Annotated in this window: 16 protein-coding genes and 3 tRNA genes; 11 read left to right on the top strand and 8 right to left on the bottom strand. The window is 73.3% G+C overall.

Annotation, left to right across the window (positions count from 1 at the left end):
- Positions 1–62: 62 nt before the first annotated feature.
- The gene (locus tag N866_RS05445; RefSeq protein ID WP_034223722.1) at positions 63–995 is read right to left on the bottom strand and encodes a DUF6910 family protein; all 933 of its coding nucleotides are present in this window, start codon (positions 993–995) and stop codon (positions 63–65) included.
- Positions 996–1,217: 222 nt separating this feature from the next.
- Between N866_RS05445 and N866_RS19775 the strand changes: the two genes are divergently transcribed.
- From N866_RS19775 to N866_RS05425, 3 genes are all read left to right on the top strand, one after another.
- Entirely contained in the window at positions 1,218–3,560 is a 2,343-nt protein-coding gene (locus N866_RS19775; protein ID WP_052022430.1) for an S-layer homology domain-containing protein, read from the top strand.
- 141 nt (positions 3,561–3,701) lie between these two features.
- Positions 3,702–5,102 (top strand): hemolysin family protein, encoded by a 1,401-nt coding sequence (locus N866_RS05430; protein WP_034223753.1) that lies wholly within the window; start codon positions 3,702–3,704, stop codon positions 5,100–5,102.
- Positions 5,095–6,183: a hemolysin family protein gene (locus N866_RS05425; protein WP_034223719.1), complete on the top strand. Its 1,089-nt coding sequence runs from the start codon at positions 5,095–5,097 to the stop codon at positions 6,181–6,183. Before N866_RS05430 ends, N866_RS05425 begins: the two co-directional genes overlap by 8 nt.
- A gap of 119 nt (positions 6,184–6,302) precedes the next feature.
- On the opposite strand, the gene N866_RS05420 is transcribed toward N866_RS05425, so the two are convergent.
- Positions 6,303–6,584: a hypothetical protein gene (locus N866_RS05420; protein WP_034223716.1), complete on the bottom strand. Its 282-nt coding sequence runs from the start codon at positions 6,582–6,584 to the stop codon at positions 6,303–6,305.
- A gap of 316 nt (positions 6,585–6,900) precedes the next feature.
- Here N866_RS05420 and N866_RS05415 point away from each other — a divergent pair, with 316 nt between their 5' ends.
- Positions 6,901–7,164 carry a GlsB/YeaQ/YmgE family stress response membrane protein gene (locus N866_RS05415; RefSeq protein WP_034223713.1) on the top strand — a complete coding sequence of 88 codons (264 nt, stop codon included), beginning with the start codon at positions 6,901–6,903 and terminating at the stop codon, positions 7,162–7,164.
- Positions 7,165–7,336: 172 nt separating this feature from the next.
- Positions 7,337–8,311 carry a UDP-glucose 4-epimerase GalE gene (gene galE, locus N866_RS05410; protein WP_034223710.1) on the top strand — a complete coding sequence of 325 codons (975 nt, stop codon included), beginning with the start codon at positions 7,337–7,339 and terminating at the stop codon, positions 8,309–8,311.
- Between the two features lie 86 nt (positions 8,312–8,397).
- Here the strand turns inward: galE and N866_RS05405 are convergent, their stop codons facing one another.
- Together N866_RS05405 and N866_RS05400 are read right to left on the bottom strand one after the other, a co-directional pair.
- Complete coding sequence (locus N866_RS05405; RefSeq protein WP_034223706.1) at positions 8,398–9,300, bottom strand: LLM class flavin-dependent oxidoreductase; 903 nt, start codon at positions 9,298–9,300, stop codon at positions 8,398–8,400.
- A 64-nt stretch (positions 9,301–9,364) separates the two neighbouring features.
- Positions 9,365–9,709 (bottom strand): metallopeptidase family protein, encoded by a 345-nt coding sequence (locus N866_RS05400; protein WP_034223751.1) that lies wholly within the window; start codon positions 9,707–9,709, stop codon positions 9,365–9,367.
- Between the two features lie 227 nt (positions 9,710–9,936).
- On the opposite strand from N866_RS05400, the gene N866_RS05395 reads away from it, so the two are divergent.
- From N866_RS05395 to N866_RS05375, 6 genes are all read left to right on the top strand, one after another.
- Positions 9,937–10,009, top strand: a tRNA-Glu gene (locus tag N866_RS05395).
- A 51-nt stretch (positions 10,010–10,060) separates the two neighbouring features.
- Positions 10,061–10,134: transfer RNA gene (locus N866_RS05390), tRNA-Asp, on the top strand.
- Positions 10,135–10,176: 42 nt separating this feature from the next.
- Positions 10,177–10,252: transfer RNA gene (locus tag N866_RS05385), tRNA-Phe, on the top strand.
- Positions 10,253–10,507: 255 nt separating this feature from the next.
- Entirely contained in the window at positions 10,508–10,924 is a 417-nt protein-coding gene (locus tag N866_RS05380; protein ID WP_034223703.1) for a phage holin family protein, read from the top strand.
- Positions 10,921–11,202, top strand: a complete 282-nt coding sequence (locus N866_RS19770) for a DUF3618 domain-containing protein (protein ID WP_052022429.1) — start codon at positions 10,921–10,923, stop codon at positions 11,200–11,202. The genes N866_RS05380 and N866_RS19770 overlap by 4 nt, the downstream gene beginning before the upstream one ends.
- A 224-nt stretch (positions 11,203–11,426) precedes the next feature.
- Positions 11,427–11,618 (top strand): DUF3073 domain-containing protein, encoded by a 192-nt coding sequence (locus N866_RS05375; RefSeq protein WP_034223700.1) that lies wholly within the window; start codon positions 11,427–11,429, stop codon positions 11,616–11,618.
- Positions 11,619–11,806: 188 nt separating this feature from the next.
- On the opposite strand, the gene purM is transcribed toward N866_RS05375, so the two are convergent.
- The 4 genes from purM to N866_RS05355 form a co-directional block, all read right to left on the bottom strand.
- Entirely contained in the window at positions 11,807–12,922 is a 1,116-nt protein-coding gene (gene purM / locus N866_RS05370; RefSeq protein WP_034223748.1) for a phosphoribosylformylglycinamidine cyclo-ligase, read from the bottom strand.
- A 20-nt stretch (positions 12,923–12,942) separates the two neighbouring features.
- Positions 12,943–14,487 carry an amidophosphoribosyltransferase gene (gene purF / locus N866_RS05365; RefSeq protein WP_034223697.1) on the bottom strand — a complete coding sequence of 515 codons (1,545 nt, stop codon included), beginning with the start codon at positions 14,485–14,487 and terminating at the stop codon, positions 12,943–12,945.
- A 66-nt stretch (positions 14,488–14,553) separates the two neighbouring features.
- On the bottom strand, positions 14,554–14,931 hold the full coding sequence (locus tag N866_RS19765; protein ID WP_052022428.1) for a CDP-archaeol synthase: 378 nt from the start codon (positions 14,929–14,931) through the stop codon (positions 14,554–14,556).
- A 69-nt stretch (positions 14,932–15,000) separates the two neighbouring features.
- Complete coding sequence (locus tag N866_RS05355; protein WP_162177290.1) at positions 15,001–17,337, bottom strand: 5'-nucleotidase C-terminal domain-containing protein; 2,337 nt, start codon at positions 17,335–17,337, stop codon at positions 15,001–15,003.

Genomic DNA, 17,337 nt, shown 5'->3' with positions numbered 1-17,337 from the left:
TGGGTTCGAGCCCCACGGGGCCCACCCGCCGTCGTGCGCGCAGCCCGCAGGCTCCCCACGTCTCACCACCGCACGCGCAGGGTCACCGCGAGCGACGGCGTCGTCGGGTCGTCGGCGTCGAGGGTCGCGAGCACACGCGCCTCCTGCCCGTCGCACCGCTCCAGGGCCATGCCCTCGACCTTCGGCACGCACCCGTCGAGGTGCGGCAGCGCGACCTCGTCGAGCACCGAGCCGTCGGCGTCGATCACGGCGAGCGCCGACCCGACCACCGGACCGTCGTCGCGCGGGTCCGCCGTGTCCTCCGCCGCGGCGCTGACGAGCACGCGGCCCGCCCCCAGCGCGACGGCGTCGGTGACCGCGAGACCGACGCCGCGCACCTCACCGAGCCCGTAGGCCCGGCGGCCACGCACGTCGACCGCGGCGACGGGGCGGCGATCCACCAGCGCGTCGAGCAACGACCCGAGACCCACGTCGACGCTCGCCGTGGGCACCCCCGCCGCCGGAGCTCCGCGGTGGAACCACCGCAGCACGTCGTCGACGACGCACGCACCCTCGAGGTTGAGCAGGTCCCGCTCGACCCGGAGCACCCGGGCGACCCTGTCGTACAGCGGCGCGAGCTCGACGGCGACCACCGCGGCGCGCGCCCCGGCCGCCCGGGCCAGGACGGCCCGGGTCCGGGCGGGCGACGACCCGGAGCCGAGGAGCAGGAGCCACGGGCCGTCCTCGCCGTCGGACACGTGCACGGCGGACTCGAGGTCCGGCTTGAGCACCTTCGTGCCGTCGGCCTCGAAGAAGTCGTCGTGCCCCTCGACGGGCGGCAGGAGGCGCACCGGCTGCGCCGGACGCTCCACGCCCTCCCGCAGCCACGCCGCGTGCGTCCCGTCGTCCTGCGCCACGAGCCAGCCGTCGCCGAACCGGCCGATCGCCGACGCGGCCCGCACCGGCGCACCGTCGGCGAACCGCAGGGGCACGACGCCCTCCACATGCACGTCCATCCCGGGCTCCCTCCGACCGAGGGCCCACGGTAGGACCCGACGACGACCCCGCGCCTTCGGTCGTCCCGTCCCGGGGTGCCCTCCTGTGGCCGGGGCGTGCGGAGCAGCTTCCATCGGACTCCTCATGTCGCGCGGCCCGGCGTCCGATGAAGAAGGGAGTCTGCCGTCGACGGAGAGCCGATCGTGTCCCTACACCGCACCCCTCGCCCCCGGAGCCGTCGGGTGAACCGGCCGCACCGTCGGACGCCCTACCTGATCGCCACGGCACTGGCCTCGGTCCTCGTCATGGCTCCGCTCGGCGCCACCGCGTCGACGGCACCGGACTTCGGTCCGACGAGTGGACAGGACGTGCTCTCGGACGCCCCCGATGCGGGCCTCCCCACCCAGGGCGTGGCCCCGTGGATGCCGCCCCAGCAGTACAACGGTGAGGTCAAGGGCATCGTGGGGTCGTGGGCCGGCTACACCAACGGCATGATCCCCGTCGAGGTGCTGTGCAGCCCGTCGTGGACATCGACGCGACACCGCTCCCGCTGCGACGCCGATGCCGCCCTGGAGGAGATGAACGCTGCGTACCGAGCGGCCTTCGGGGTCAATCTCTCGATCACGTCCACGTACCGGACGTACGACGAGCAGGTCCAGCTGAAGATCGAGAAGCCCACGCTCGCGGCCACACCCGGCACGTCGAACCATGGGTGGGGCCTCGCGATCGACTTCGGCGGCGGGATCAACGTCTTCGGCTCGGCCCAGCACAACTGGATGCGGCAGAACGCGAACCGTTTCGGCTGGTTCCACCCCCAGTGGGCCCAGTACGACGGTTCCCTCCCCGAGGCCTGGCACTGGGAGTACGCCGGTTCGATCGCCTCGGGCCGCACCGACCAGAACCGGCTCCTGGCGATGGAGCTGACCCGGACACAGCCGTGGGACGGCTCGGAGCAGCGCCAGTGCCTGGCCGACCTCTGGCAGCTGCGCTCCGGTTGGGACCACCGTGCGGTCGGTGACGTCACGTCCCTCCGAGGAATCCCCCAGCTCGACCTCGTGACGCTGTTCGGCAGCACCTGGGCGACGTCCAAGGGCGGGACCGCCTACCTGCGCATCCCGCAGCGGCAGATCGAGCACGGCCTGCGGGACATCACCAGCAGCTTCGACGGCGCGTGCGGCGCGTGGCGTCACTGGGGCCCGCGGGTCTCGTTCGAGCTGCCCGAGCAGACGACCGTGCCCGCAGGCGGGACGGTCCGGCTCATGGCGCGGTACGACAAGCTCCTTGCCCCGGTCCCCTCCGCTGAGCTCATGGTCCAGAGCCGCACCGTCGACGGGTGGGTCGACGTGGCGCCCGTCCGCATCGTCGACGGCGTCGGCGAGCACCTGCTGAGCCCAGGATCGGTGAGCACCGAGTACCGCCTGCGGAACTGGAACGGCTCGGCCGTGACGGACAGCTTCAAGGTGTACGTGGCCGAGCTGGGCGCGACGCTCACGGGCCCGGGCACCGTCCCGGCGACCGGCACGAGCACCGTCTCGGTGACCTACACCAAGGACGCGCGGCCGGTGCCCAGTGCGGTCGTCACCCTCCAGCGGCTGACCGGCGGCGCCTGGGAGGACGTGGAGGACGTGAGCGTCGTGAGCGGGCAGGCCACGCACGAGGTGCGGCCGGGCGCGACCACGGGCACCTTCCGTCTTCGGAACTGGAACACCACGACGGTCACGAACCCCTTCACCGTCGCCGTGGCGGAGCTGAAGGCGGTCGTCGACGGCCCGACGGAGATCCCCGCGAACACCCTCGCGGAGATGTCCGTGAGCTACACGAAGGACAGCGTCCCCGTCGCGACGGCGAGCCTGCACCTGCAGGTCCTCCGCGACGGCTCCTGGGTGGACGTGCTCGCCGTCCCCGTGACCTCCGGCAACGCCACCGTGCGGCTCGACCCCGGGATCACGACGACGACGTACCGGCTGCGGAACTGGAACAGCACGACCGTCACCGAACCGATCACGGTGACCGTGCTGGCACCGGTGTTCACCGACGTCAGCCCGGACCACCCGTTCAAGGCGTCGATCGACTGGCTCGTCCTCAGCGGCGTGGCCGAGGGCTACGACGACGGGTCGTTCCGTCCGGGGACCGCGGTCGCGCGCCAGGCGATGGCTGCCTTCCTCTACCGGAGCGCGGGCTCGCCGGCGTACACCCCACCAGTGACGTCCCCCTTCGTCGACGTGACGCCCGCATCACCGTTCTACCGGGAGATCACCTGGCTCGCCGCGCAGGGGATCACGACAGGGACGCCCATGCCGGACGGCACCGTCCAGTTCCAGCCGGCGGCGCCGGTCAGTCGCGGTGCCATGGCGGCGTTCCTGTACCGCTTCGTGGGGTCTCCGCAGGTCCAAGGCGTCACCACCGCCTTCAGCGACGTCCTCCCGGGCACACGCTTCGCCCAGGAGATCACCTGGATCTCCGCGAACGGCATCAGCACCGGCACGGCGGGTCCGGACGGATCCGTCCAGTACCGCCCGGGCGACCCGGTGAGCCGTCAGGCGATGGCCGCCTTCCTGCATCGGCTGGACCGCCTCGGGGACTGAGGGCGCCCTGGGCCGTCCGCCCGTATCGTGAGGCAGCATGACCTCGAACGGCCACAGACCCGAGCCAGGCGGTGCCTCCACCGCCTCGGAGCCTCCTGATCCGGACAGCAGCGCCACCGCTGCCCGACGAGACGGACGCCGATGACCGTGGAGTGGCTGCTCGTCCTGCTCGTCGTCCTGCTCGTCGCCGCGAACGCGCTGTTCGTGGCCGCGGAGTTCTCCCTCGTCACCGTGGACCGGCCCACGGTCGCCCGGCTCGCCGAGTCCGGCGACGCGCGGGCGGTGTCGGTCCAGAAGGCCCTCCGGACCCTCTCCACCCAGCTGTCCGGGGCCCAGCTCGGGATCACGGTGACCAGCCTCGTGGTCGGGTTCATCGCCGAGCCGTCCATCGCCACCCTGCTGCGCGGCCCTGTCGGCGCGACCGGCATCAGCGACGACGCGACCGCCGCGGTGTCCTTCGCGCTCGCCTTCGCGATCGCGACCGGCGCGCAGATGGTGTTCGGCGAGCTCGTGCCCAAGAACTGGGCGATCGCCGAGCCCCTCAAGGTCGGGCGCGTCGTCGCCGGGGCCCAGCGCGGGTTCAGCCGCGCCACCGGCCCGCTGCTGCGCCTCCTCAACGGCACCGCGAACCGCATCGTGCGGGCGCTCGGCGTCGAGCCCCAGGAGGAGCTCGCCTCCGCGCGGTCGGCCCAGGAGCTGGGCTCCCTGGCGGCCCGCTCGGCGGACCGCGGCCTGCTCGACGAGGGTGCCGCCCACCGGGTCGCACGCTCCGTCGAGCTCTCCGAGCGCACCGCCGCGGACGCGATGACCCCGCGGCCCCGGGTCCGCTTCCTGGAGGCGGACGACCCCGTCGACGAGGTGTTCCGCCTCGTCGCCCGGACGGGGCACGCGCGCTTCCCCGTGCTCGGCGAGGACGTCGACCACGTCGTCGGTGCGGTGCACTTCAAGCACGCGCTCGCCGTCCCGGCCGAGCGGCGTGCGGCCACCACGATCGGCGAGATCGCCCGGCCGATCGCCGCCGTGCCGTCGGCCATGCCGCTGGACGCCGTCCTGGACGTGCTGCGCGAGGGCCTGCAGCTGGCGATCGTCGTGGACGAGTACGACGGCACCGCCGGGATCATCACGCTGGAGGACCTCGTCGAGGAGATCGTCGGGGAGATCGAGGACGAGCAGGACCGTCCCGTCAACCGGCACCGGCTCCTCCCGGACGGGACGTGGTCGCTGTCCGGCCTCCTCCGGCCGGACGAGGTCGCCGAGATCACCGGCCTGGACCTGCCCGAGGGCGAGGAGTCCGACACCCTCGGCGGCCTCGTCACCGAGCGCCTCGAACGCTTCTCCGAGCCCGGGGACCACGTGCTCCTGGACGCCCGGGACGAGAACGACCGCGACGACGACGGGATCGCCGCCGCCGTGCGCGTCCGCCTGGACGTCACCCGGCTGGACGGACGCCGCGTCGACCGGCTGACGCTCTCCGTCCTCGGTCCGCAGGACGACGCCGACGACGAGCCGGGCGAGCCCGCGACGGAGGCCCACCGTGGGTGACCTCACGGCCGTGCTCATAGCGATCGCGCTGCTGGCCGGCAACGCCTTCTTCGTCGGCGCCGAGTTCGCCCTCATCGCGGCGCGGCGCACCCAGGTCGAGCCGCGGGCCGCCGAGGGCTCCCGCAGAGCACGACTGACGCTCCGCGCCATGGAACGGGTCTCCCTCATGATGGCCGGCGCGCAGCTCGGCATCACCATGTGCTCCCTGGGGCTGGGCGCGATCGGCGAGCCGGCCGTCGCGCACCTGCTCGAGGTGCCGCTCGCCGCCGTCGGCGTGGAGGGCGCGCTGCTGCACGCGATCTCCTTCGCCGTCGCGCTCACGATCGTCGTCGTCCTGCACATGGTGCTCGGGGAGATGGTCCCCAAGAACATCGCGATCGCCGGACCCGAGCGGTCCGCCCTGGTGCTCGCGCCCGTGCTGTACGGCGTCGTGCTCGTGCTCAAGCCCGTGATCCTGGCCTTGAACTGGGCCGCGAACCTGGTGCTCCGGGCGCTGCGGGTGCAGCCACGGGACGAGGTGGCCTCCGCGTTCACCGCCGACGAGGTGGCGGCCTTCATCGCCGAGTCCCGCGAGGAGGGTCTGCTCGAGGAGGGCGAGGGCGAGCTGCTCGCCAGCGCGCTGGCCCTGAGCGACCAGCCGGTGCGCGCCGTGACGGTGCCGCTGGCGGACGTGGTCACCCTGCCCGTGGGCGTCACCTACGCCGAGGCGGAGGCCGCGTGCGTCCGGACCGGCTTCTCCCGCTTCCCCCTCGCCGACGACGCCGGACAGCTCGTCGGGTACGTCCACCTCAAGGACCTGCTCATGGTCCCGGACGGCATGCAGGACACCGCGGTCGCGCCCGGGCGCGTCCGGCCGCTGGCGCACATCCCGGCCGACACCCCGCTGGACACGGCCCTGACCGCGCTCCAGGCCCGGGGCGCCCACCTCGCCGTCGTCCGCGACGGTCAGGAGGTGCTGGGGGTCGCCATGTTCGAGGACGTCGTCGAGCGCCTCGTCGGCGAGGTGGCCGATGCGGCGCAGGCCGGGACGACCGACGGCGCGACACCGCGCCCGGAGCCGGGGCCGCACCGCGCGACGTAGGCCTCACCGCCCCGCGCGGCGTAGGCCGGGGACGACGAAGGGCCGCCGCGCGATCGCGACGACCCTCCGGGCACGACGTCGGGGCCGGATCGGCCCGACGTCGCGGCGTCGGCCCTGCGTCAGTCCTGCGGGGCCAGCATGAAGCCGACGCCCTCGGGCGAGGCGGCAGCGTCGAGCTGCTGGTCGGCGAGGACCTCGGAGGCCTCGGACTCCAGGAAGACCCGCGTGCCGTCGGCCTCGATGACCTGGTCACCGTCGACGGGGGCGGGGACGAGCGAGAGCTCGAAGCTGCCGGACTCCCGCGGGGACGGGGCGATCCGGAGGCCCCCGTCGTCGGGAAGACCCGCGCGCGTCGCGATGTCCTGGACGGCGTGCCGGGCGTTGTCGGTCAGGGTGAGCATGGTGCTCCTTCGTGCCGGGATGGTGTGCCCGGTCCGAACGCACGACCGGGCCTCTCGAGCCGTTCCACCGTCACAACTGCCGGGCGGACCCGCAAGACGTGGACCCGGCGGGTCTCGGATCGTGAGAGCGGAGGGCGTTCATCCTCCCTCGCCATGCTGAGCCCGGTCCCTCGACAGGGAGTGACCGCTCCGTCACGGTGCCGCTGGTGGTCCGAGGCACGCTGTCGCTGCCTCGACGTGCGGGGTCCTCTGCCCGGGTCTAGCGTCCCGGGCAGAGGACCTCACCGGACCTCCTCACCACGGAAGGGGAACAGCCATGGAGATCGGCGGCATCATCAGTGCCATCATCGTTGGGCTCATCATCGGAGCACTCGGACGCCTCTTCGCACCGGGTCGGCAGAGCATCTCGCTGATCGTGACCATCCTGGTCGGCATCCTCGCCGCCTTCCTCGGCGCGTGGCTCGTGCCGAGCGACGACGGCTTCAGCATCCTGACGCTCGTCGTCCAGCTGGTGCTCGCGGTGGTCGGCGTCATCATCGCCGCGCAGCTGCTCGGCCGGAACAAGCGCAGCCGCATCTGACGCGCACCACGCGCACGGCCGTCGACACGACGGCCCCCGCCCGGCCCCGGTGCCCGGTGACCGCCTCGTCGGTCACCGGGCACCGGTGCGTCCGGCGCCGACCGTTCTCGTTGGCTCCACCCACGGATGTTCGGGTCTGTTCGACCTCGTTCGATCACGATAGGATTCGTGCATGACCTGGATGGTGACCGGCGGAGCGGGGTACATCGGAGCGCACGTGGTGCAGGCGTTCCTCGACGAGGGCATGGACGTGGTCGTCGTCGACGACCTGTCGAGCGGGCACGAGGAGTTCGTCCCGGCCGGCACCCCGTTCGTCCGGACGTCGATCCTCGACGGTGCGACCCTCCGGACCGCGATGCGCGAGCACGCGGTCACCGGCGTCGTGCACCTCGCGGGGTACAAGTACGCCGGCGTGAGCGTGCAGCGACCGCTGCACACCTACGAGCAGAACGTCACCGGCACCGCGCGGCTCCTCGAGGCCATGCAGGCGGCCGACGTCGACGCGGTCGTCTTCTCCTCCTCGGCCGCCGTCTACGGCACCCCGGACACGGACCTCGTCACGGAGGCCACGGCGACGGCGCCGGAGTCGCCCTACGGGGAGTCCAAGCTCATCGGCGAGTGGCTGCTGCGCGACCAGGCCACCGCGACCGCCGAAACCGACCGGCCCCTGCGCCACACGTCCCTGCGCTACTTCAACGTGGTGGGCTCCGGCCGGGCGGACCTCTACGACTCCAGCCCGCACAACCTCTTCCCGCTCGTCATCGACGCCCTGCTCGCGGGTCGCACGCCGCGCATCAACGGCACGGACTATGCCACGCCCGACGGCACGTGCGTGCGCGACTACATCCACGTCGCCGACCTGGCGCGGTCCCACGTCGCGGCCGCTCGCACCCTCGCCGCCGGTGGCACCCTCGAGCCGGTCTACAACCTCGGCAGCGGGGACGGCGTCTCGGTCCGGGAGATCATGACGACGATGGCGGAGGTGACGGGCATCCCGTTCGTGCCGGAGGAGGCCCCGCGGCGTCCGGGCGACCCGGCGCGGATCGTGGCCTCCGGCGACCTGGCCGCCCGGGACCTGGACTGGCGGATGCGCCACACGCTCACGGAGATGGCCGCGTCCGCCTGGGAGGCCCGCCGCCCCCGCTGACGGGACGGTGCGGTCGGCCGACCGCCTGACGGGTGTCGTCAGCCGACCGCCTGACGAGAACCGTCGGCCGAGCGCCCGTGAGCCGGTCAGCCCGCCGACCGGAGCTCGTCGAGGCGAGCCGCGGCCTCCTCCAGGACCTCCTCGCGACCGGCGTAGACGCCCTCCGCCCGGGGCCAGTGCACCACCACGTCCGTGAACCCCAGCGCCCGGGCGCGCTCGACGCCCTCCTGGAGCACGTCGAACGACGCGAGCGAGAACACCGGGGCCGCGTCGATGTTGAGGTAGCGGTCGATGGAGCCCGGGGCTCGGCCGGCCTCCGCCAGCACCTGCTCGAAGCGCTCGACGACGCCCGCCAGCCGCGCCCACCACGCCTCCTGCGCCTGGGCCGGGGACAGGCCGTCGTCGTCGGCCACCCGGCCGTACGTCGCCCAGCCCTGGCCGTGGCGGGCGGCCACCGCCATCGCGCGCGGGCCGTTGGCGGCGACGACGAAGGGCACCCGCGGCTGCTGCAGGCAGCCGGGGTGCATGCGCGCGCCGACGGCGGTGTAGTGGTCGCCGGACCAGTCCGTCACCGGCTGCGTCAGGAGCCGGTCCATGAGGTCGACGAACTCGACGAACCGGTCGGTCCGTTCCCGCGTCGTGAGCCGCTCGCCGAGCACGTCGGCGTCCCAGCCGGTACCGCCGGCGCCGACGCCGAGGAGGAACCGGCCGCCCGTGACGTCGTCCAGGCCCATGACGTCCTTGGCGAACGGCACCGGGTGCCGGTAGTTCGGGTGCGAGACCCACGTCCCGAGCGGGATGCGCTCGGTCACCCCTGCGGCGGCGGCGAGCAGCGGCACCGTGGCGAGCCACGGCTCGTCGACCAGCGACTGCCAGGCGAGGTGGTCGTACGTCCAGGCGTGGTCGAAGCCGTACTCCTCGGCCCGGCGCCACCGCGGCGCGGCGACGGCCCAGCGGTCCTGCGGCAGCAGGACGATCCCGATGCGCATGCGCGTCCTCTCCTCGTGCTCCGTGCGGGGCACCCCGTGGGCGCCGGCGGCGCCGGGCGGCGTCTCAGCCCCAGCCCAGCTCGTGCAGGCGCTCGTCGTCGATCCCGAAGTGGTGGGCGATCTCGTGCACCACGGTCACGGCCACCTCGTCGACGACCTCCTCGACCGTGTCGCAGATCTCGAGCGTCGGGTTGCGGAAGATCGTGATCCGGTCCGGCAGCGAGCCCGCGGCCCACCAGCCGTCCCGCTCCGTCAGCGCGACACCCTCGTACAGGCCCAGCAGCTCGGGGTCGTCCTCGGGCGCGTCGTCCTCGACCAGCACCACGACGTTGTCCATCTTCTCGGCGAGCTCGGGGGGCACGAGGTCCAACGCGTCCCGCACCGCGTCCTCGAACGCCTCCCGCGACATGTCCACCACCGGACCATTGTGGCCGACGACGGGCCTCGACCGACGCCTCGCCCCGGCCGTCCCCGGGAGGCGCCCGACGGCGCTCTCGCGACCTCCGCTCGGGCCCTTCCGGCCTGTCCGCCCAGGTCACCGCGCCGTGGGCCGCGACTTTGGAGATCCCCGCCGTGACCCGTATGCTGTGCGAGGTCCACGGCGCGGTAACGTGACGGGCGTCGATCGGAAGGTTGGCCCCCATCGTCTAGCGGCCTAGGACCCCGCCCTTTCACGGCGGTAGCACGGGTTCGAATCCCGTTGGGGGTACGAGCAGTCAGCAGGCTTACGCAGTACCGGTATCCTTGTGATCCACCACAAGGCCCCGTAGCGCAGTTGGTTAGCGCGCCGCCCTGTCACGGCGGAGGTCGCGGGTTCAAGTCCCGTCGGGGTCGCTCGGCACAGCGCCCGGTCATCTGACCGGGCGTCGGTGTCTCGGCCAGATAGCTCAGTTGGTAGAGCGTTCGACTGAAAATCGAAAGGTCCGCGGTTCGAACCCGCGTCTGGCCACCAGCACCACCCGAACACGTGTCGCGCACACCATGTCCCGACCCGTGCCGCACTCCCCCTCAGGCCCCGCCCGGTCCGCCGGCGGGGCGTCGTCGTCGGACTCGCGCGACGGCCCCGGGCGCGGCAAGATCACTGGGGCACCCCCGACGAATTGCCAGAGTTGCCCCACGCCTGTTGGCTGTAGGACAGGATGAGCCGAGGGAGCGCCCGCCGCGGGCGCCGCGGCCACACGACCAGGGACCTGAAGGACGTGGTGAGGTGACGAGCACACGCAGGACGTCCGGGCGCGAGGACCGCCCGAGCATCGGCGAGCTGGTGAGCCAGCTGTCGGAGAAGCTGTCGCTGCTGGTCCGCAACGAGATCCAGCTGGCCAAGGACGAGCTCGCCACGAAGGCGAAGCACGCCGGCACCGGGATCGGCCTCTTCGCGGGCGCCGCCTTCCTCGGCTTCTTCGGGTTCGCCGCCCTCGTCACGACCGCGATCCTGGGGCTGTCGAACGCCCTCTCACCGTGGCTCGCGGCCCTGATCGTCGGCCTGGTGCTCCTCCTCCTCGCGGGCGTCCTCGCCCTCGTCGGGAAGAAGGCGATGGAGAAGGGCGTCCCGCCCACTCCCGCCCGGGCGCAGGAGAACGTCAAGCTCGACGTGCAGGCCGTCAAGGAGGGGTTCCGTTCATGAGCACCACGTCCCGCGACAAGATCGAGGCGGACATCAGCCGCACCCGCGAGGAGCTGCGGTCGACGGTCGACGAGCTCTCCGACCGCCTGAGCCCGAAGAACCTCGCGCAGGAGGCGGTGGACGAGGTGAAGATCGCAGTCGCCGACCTCAAGCGCCGCGCGACGGGCGAGGTCCGCTCCCCGGACGAGCCGGAGGCGACGCGGACGGGCTGGATCCTCCTGGGCACCGGCGCCTTCGTCGCCCTCACTGTCGTCCAGAAGATCGTCCGCAAGCTCTGACCGACCGGCGGCCGCGCACCGGTCCGGCTCCCCGCCCTCCGATCGCGGAATGGCGGGGGCCGTCGGCGCGTTGTGCCGGGTGAACGGCTGTGGGCCGCCTGCGGGCGGCTCGCTCTAGCGCCCGCGGACCATGTACCGTTAGCGCACGACGACTTAACAGCTCCTCGGGGCCGCTCGTGGTGACACGATGCCGCCCCGCTTCCACGTTAGAGGGGGTCGATGCCATGGGGCGCGGCCGTCAGAAGGCGAAGCAGACCAAGGTCGCTCGCGAACTGAAGTACTCCACGTACGAGCCCAACCTCCGTGCCCTCGAGCAGGAGCTCACGGCGGGCACGTCCCGCGGTGGTCTCGCCACCTCGGAGGTCGAGGACCGGGACACGGACGAGGACTCCGACTGGGGCGGCGACAGGCGCTGACGCGCTCGAGCCGGGCAGCTCGGCCGCCAGCGGTCAGCGGTGGCGTGAGCGTCCCGGCTCCCGTTCACGAGAAACACGTACCGCGGTGCCGCTCCGGCACCGCGGTTCTCGTGTCCCTGGCCGGGCACCGCCGCTCTGGTGAACCCGGCGCGGGCAGAGGATGTCGGCCGCGGCCCCGGGGCCACGCCTCAGACCCGGTAGGCCCCGCGCATCCTGACCGCTCCGCCGTCGACGCCCTTGGTGCCCCGCACGACGTCGGGTCCCTGGGCGCCGTCGTCGGCCTGGACGGTGCCGAGCACCCACGCGGGCACGCCGCGCTCCCCCAGCGCGACCAGGGCACGGTCGACGGCCTCGGGTGCGACGACGGCGACCATGCCGACCCCGAGGTTGAGCGTGCGCTCCAGGTCCTCCCAGGGCACTCCCCCGAGCCGACGGACCATCTCGAAGACCGGCGGCACCGTCCATGCGGCGCGGTCGACCTCGGCGACCAGACCCGTCGGGAGCACACGCGCCAGGTTCGCGGCGAGCCCACCCCCCGTGACGTGGCTGTACGCGTGGACCGCGGCGCCCTCGGCGCGTGCGAGCTCCAGGCACGGGCGCGTGTAGAGGCGGGTCGGCTCGAGGAGCTCCTCCCCGACCGTCCGGCCCAGCTCCGCCACCTCGCGCTCGAGGCCCCACCCGGAGACCTCCAGCACGCGGCGCACCAGCGAGTAGCCGTTCGAGTGCAGCCCGGAGGACGCCATGGCCAGCACGACGTCGCCCTCCCGGACCCGCTCCGGGCCGAGGACGTCGTCGGCCTCGACGATGCCGGTCGCGGCGCCCGCGACGTCGTACTCGTCCGGTCCCAGCAGGCCGGGGTGCTCGGCGGTCTCCCCGCCCACCAGGGCGGTGCCCGTCTCCGAGCAGGCGGCGGCGATGCCGCGGACGACGGCGGCCATCCGCTCCGGCACCACGCGTCCCGTGGCGATGTAGTCGGTCATGAAGAGCGGCTCGGCGCCGACCACGACGATGTCGTCCACCACCATGCCGACGAGGTCGAAGCCGATGGTGTCGTGGACGTCCATCGCCTGAGCGATCGCGACCTTGGTGCCGACGCCGTCCGTCGAGGTGGCCAGCAGGGGGTGCCGGTACCGGGCGACGAGGGAGAGGTCGAACAGGCCGGCGAAGCCACCGACGCCACCGAGCACCGCGGGGCCGTGGGTGGCGCGGACCGCGTCCTTCATCAGCTCCACGGCCCGGTCACCGGCCTCGGTGTCGACGCCCGCCGCGGCGTAGGTGACCCCGCCGGCGGGGGCGTCCCCCACGGGCTGGGCGTGCCGGCCCGTCACGGGTGCTGGAGCGCGCCCGCGCCACCGGTCGACGTCATGAGGGTGGACAGCCCGTCCTCCGGGGCCCCGAGGGGCAGCTCGCTCTGCTCGAGCAGGTTCTTGCCGAGCCGGTCCGCGGACGGCAGCTCGATGGGGTACCGCCCGGTGAAGCACGCGGTGCACAGCCGCGACGACGCCTGGTCCGTGGCGGCGACCATCCCCTCGATCGAGATGTAGCCGAGGGAGTCCGCGCCGATGGACCGGCCGATCTCCTCCGGGCGCAGGCCCGTCGCGATGAGCTCGGCCCGCGAGGCGAAGTCGATGCCGTAGAAGCACGGCCACTGCACCGGGGGCGAGGAGATCCGCACGTGCACCTCGGCGGCGCCCGCCTCACGGAGCATCCGCACCAGGGCCCGCTGCGTGTTCCCGCGGACGATCGAGTCGTCCACCACGACGAGGCGCTGGCCGCGGATCACCTCGCGCAGCGGGTTGAGCTTGAGCCGGATGCCCAGCTGCCGCAGCGTCTGCGAGGGCTGGATGAACGTGCGGCCCACGTAGGCGTTCTTCGTCAGGCCCTGGGCGTAGCGGATGCCCGACTCGGCCGCGTAGCCGATCGCCGCGGGCGTGCCGGACTCCGGTACCGGGATGACGAGGTCCGCGTCGACGGGGTGCTCGCGCGCCAGCGTCCGCCCCATCTCGACCCGCGCGGCATGGACGGACCGGCCGGCGATGGTCGTGTCCGGACGGGCCAGGTAGACGTACTCGAAGACGCAGCCGGTGGGCGTGGGCTCTGCGAAGCGCGTGGTGCGCAGGCCGTCGGCGTCGATGGCGATGAGCTCACCGGGCTCGACCTCGCGCACGAGGGACGCTCCGACGATGTCCAGCGCCGCCGTCTCGCTCGCCACGACCCAGCCGCGCTCCAGCCGGCCGAGGACGAGCGGACGCACGCCGTGCGGGTCGCGCGCCGCGTAGAGGGTGTGCTCGTCCATGAAGACGAGGCAGAAGGCACCGCGCAGGCGCGGGAGGACCTCCAGTGCCGTGGCCTCCAGCGTGTGGTCCGGGTCGCCGGCGAGCAGGGCGGTGATCACGGCCGTGTCCGTGGTGTTGCCGCGCGCCAGCTCGCCGCGCCGCTGCGGCCCGTAGCGCTCGGCCACGAGCTCGACCAGCTCGGCGGTGTTGGTGAGGTTGCCGTTGTGGCCGAGGGCCACCGTGCCGGCAGCGGTCGCGCCCAGCGTGGGCTGGGCGTTCTCCCAGGTGGAGCCGCCCGTCGTCGAGTAGCGGGTGTGCCCGATCGCGATGTGCCCGGTGAGGGCGTTGAGGGCCGTCTCGTCGAAGACCTGCGACACGAGGCCCATGTCCTTGTAGACGAGCAGCTGCTCGCCGTTGGAGGTCGCGATGCCCGCCGACTCCTGGCCGCGGTGCTGCAAGGCGTAGAGGCCGAAGTACGTGAGCTTGGAGACGTCCTCGCCGGGAGCCCAGACCCCGAACACGCCGCAGGCGTCCTGGGGGCCCTTCTCGCCGGGGAGGAGGTCGTGCGTCAGTCGTCCGTCTGGGCGCGCCACACGGCCATGGTGGCACACGGTCTCCCGATCGCCGACCCGGTGACCGGGTGCTGGGCGAGGGCCGGGTCAGGCCGTCGGGGCGGCGTCGTCGGCCGGGGGCGCACTCGTGCCGCCGCCCGCACGGCGGCTCGCAGGCCGGCTCGCAGGCCGGCTCGCCCGGAGCGAGCGACGGTCGACGACGACGGCGACGGCCGCGCCGAGCAGCGCGCCGAAGGTGCCCAGGACCACGGCCAGCAGGAGCAGGACGGAGACGGTGTCCAGGGGGGCGCCCTCGCGCGCGGGGCCGGAGAGGGCCACCGCCACGACCGCGACGAGGACGCCGACAACGACGCCGGCGAGCGCGAAGCCGCGGTAGCGCGGTGCGCGGCGCAGCCGGGCGGGCTGCGCGCTGCGCTCGAGGTCCTCCGGCGTCGGGTCACCCTCGGGAACGGCGGTGCTGCTCACAGCGCGACGATACCCGGACGCAGAGAGGCCCCCGGCGCGCGCCGGGGGCCTCTCCTCAGGACGTGGGCGTCAGCCGCACGCGGTGGTGCTGAACGACGTCACGTCGAGTGCCTCGAGGGCGCCGTCGTGCTGGCCCTGCACCGGGATACGGACGCTCTCGCCGGCATCCAGGCTGCCGAACCCGCCCTTCGGCGTGAAGGTCACCGTCGTGCCGGTCTGCCGCACGGCGGCGACCTGCTTGCCGGTGAGGATCCGGTCGCCTTGGTCGACCGTGGCCACGAGCGACCAGCCGCACACCGGCGCGTCCGTCGTGTTGGTCACGACGACGGTCGCACTGAAGGTGCGCGGAGCCGCCTGCACGTCCTCGAGGTACGCCGTCGTCGCCGCGAGCGGCAGGACGAACGACGTGGACGTGCCGTTCCCCGGGACGGTGACCGCGACCTCGAGTGTGGCGCCGGGGAGCACCGGGGTGCCCGTCTCGGGCACGGTGAAGCTGACCGTCGCCCGGCCGGAGTCGTCGGTGCCCGGCACCGCGGCGCCGTCCAGCTGCGCGGTGGCGACCTGGGTGCCGCCCACCGAGAGCTCGACGGTCGACGCCTGGCCGTCGGCGCCGGTGAACAGCAGCGACGCGAGGTTCACCGTGACGGTGTCGCCGGCGGCGTAGCCCTGGGCGGGTGCGTCGACGAGGGTCACCCCGACGGCCCGCTGCGCGAGGTCCGGCGACACGGCGGAGCCACCGGAGCCGAAGGTCGCCATGTAGTCGACGAAGGCCTGCAGGTCGATGCGGCCGGAGTCGGCCCGCTGCGTGCCCTCCGCGAAGGTCAGGAAGTTGTCACCACCTGCGGCGAGGAAGGAGTTCGCCACGACGCGGTAGGACGCCGCCAGGTCGAGCGCCTGGTCGCCGGCCCACACCTGGGTGATGCGCTCGCCCCGCGGGGCGGTCGGGTCGTAGGTGTACGTGAGGCCCGAGACGCCGAGCTTGAGGAACGGGCGGCTGGACCCGTCCGGCTGCCACTGCTCCTCCAGGACGTCGACGATCTGCTGCCCGGTGAGGGTCAGGACCGTCAGCGTGTTCGCGAACGGCTGGACCTCCGCCGCCTCGAGGTAGGACACGATGCCGTCGGGCGCGTAGACCAGGTCCTTGCGCAGGCCGCCGGGGTTCATGAAGGCGATCTCGGTGCCGAGGTCCTGGGTCGCCCAGAGCTGCACGTCGGCGACGAGGTTGCCGAGCGTCGACTCGCCGCCGCGGTTCTCCGCGACGACCGGGTTGCCGCTCGAGTCCGTGCCCGGCTGCGTGGCGCGGTTGATGTCGTCGGAGATCGAGCCGAGCTCGACAGCACCGAGCACCTTGGCGTTGGCGGTGGCGGCCGCGACGCGCGCGGCGACCTCGGCGTCGGCCGGGTACAGCGGGTCGTAGCGCACGGCCCTGGGGTCGCGCGGCGTCGGCGCCGGCACCGCGACGGTCAGCGGGAGCACCTCGGACGCGGCGGCGACGACGTCACCGGTCGTCCGGTCCACCGTCAGCTCGATGTGCGCGAGATCCTCGCCGTACTGGCCGCCCTGGACGACCTGGCGGGCGACCCGCCCGTCACGGGCCTGCTCGTACGTGAACACCCGGTGCGTGTGGCCCGAGAAGACCGCGTCGACCTCGGCGCTGAGGTCGCGGAGGATCTGGCCGAACGCGGCCTCCGTGTCGGTGATGTCCGCCTCGGACGCGGTCGCCGGGCCCTCGTGGACGAGCACGACGAGGACGTCGGCCTCGCCGTTGGCCGCGTCGCCGTCCGAGAGCGCAGCGGCGACCCGGTTGACCTCCGGCGCGATGGCGCGGGTCTCGAGGGACGCGATGCCGGCCGGGGACACGAGCGCCGGGAGGTCCTCCGTGACGGCGCCGATGAAGCCGACGTCCACACCGTCGACGGTCTCGACGTGGAACTCGACGAACGCCGGCGCACCCGTCGCCCGGTCGTACACGTTGGCCGCGAGGTACGGGAAGGTGTCGCTCACGTACGGGATGACGCGGTCGTCCAGGTCCACCCGGCCCTGGTCGAACTCGTGGTTGCCGAGCGCGGAGACGTCGAGGTCCATGAGCTCCAGGACGTCCAGCGTCGGGACGTCCTGCGCGACGAAGGACGTGAACGTCGACGCCCCGATGTTGTCGCCCGCGGACACGAACAGCGTGTTGGGGTTGGCGGCCTCGAACTGCGAGACGGCACCGGCCAGCACGGCGGCGCCGGCGACCACGCCGTTGGCCTCGACGCGGCCGTGGAAGTCGTTGATGCCGAGGATGTCGATCGTGACTGTGTGGTTGTCGGCGACGGCGGGGGGCGCCGCGATGAGGGTGCCGGCGAGGGCGCCGGCGGCGGTCAGGGGAACGAGACGCCGGGTCAGGCGCCGTGAGGACTGCAT

This window comes from Actinotalea ferrariae CF5-4 (assembly GCF_000603945.1).
Classification (GTDB): domain Bacteria; phylum Actinomycetota; class Actinomycetes; order Actinomycetales; family Cellulomonadaceae; genus Actinotalea; species Actinotalea ferrariae.
The sequence above is the reverse complement of the archived record's forward strand: the minus strand, read 5'-3'. Positions and strand labels throughout refer to the sequence as shown.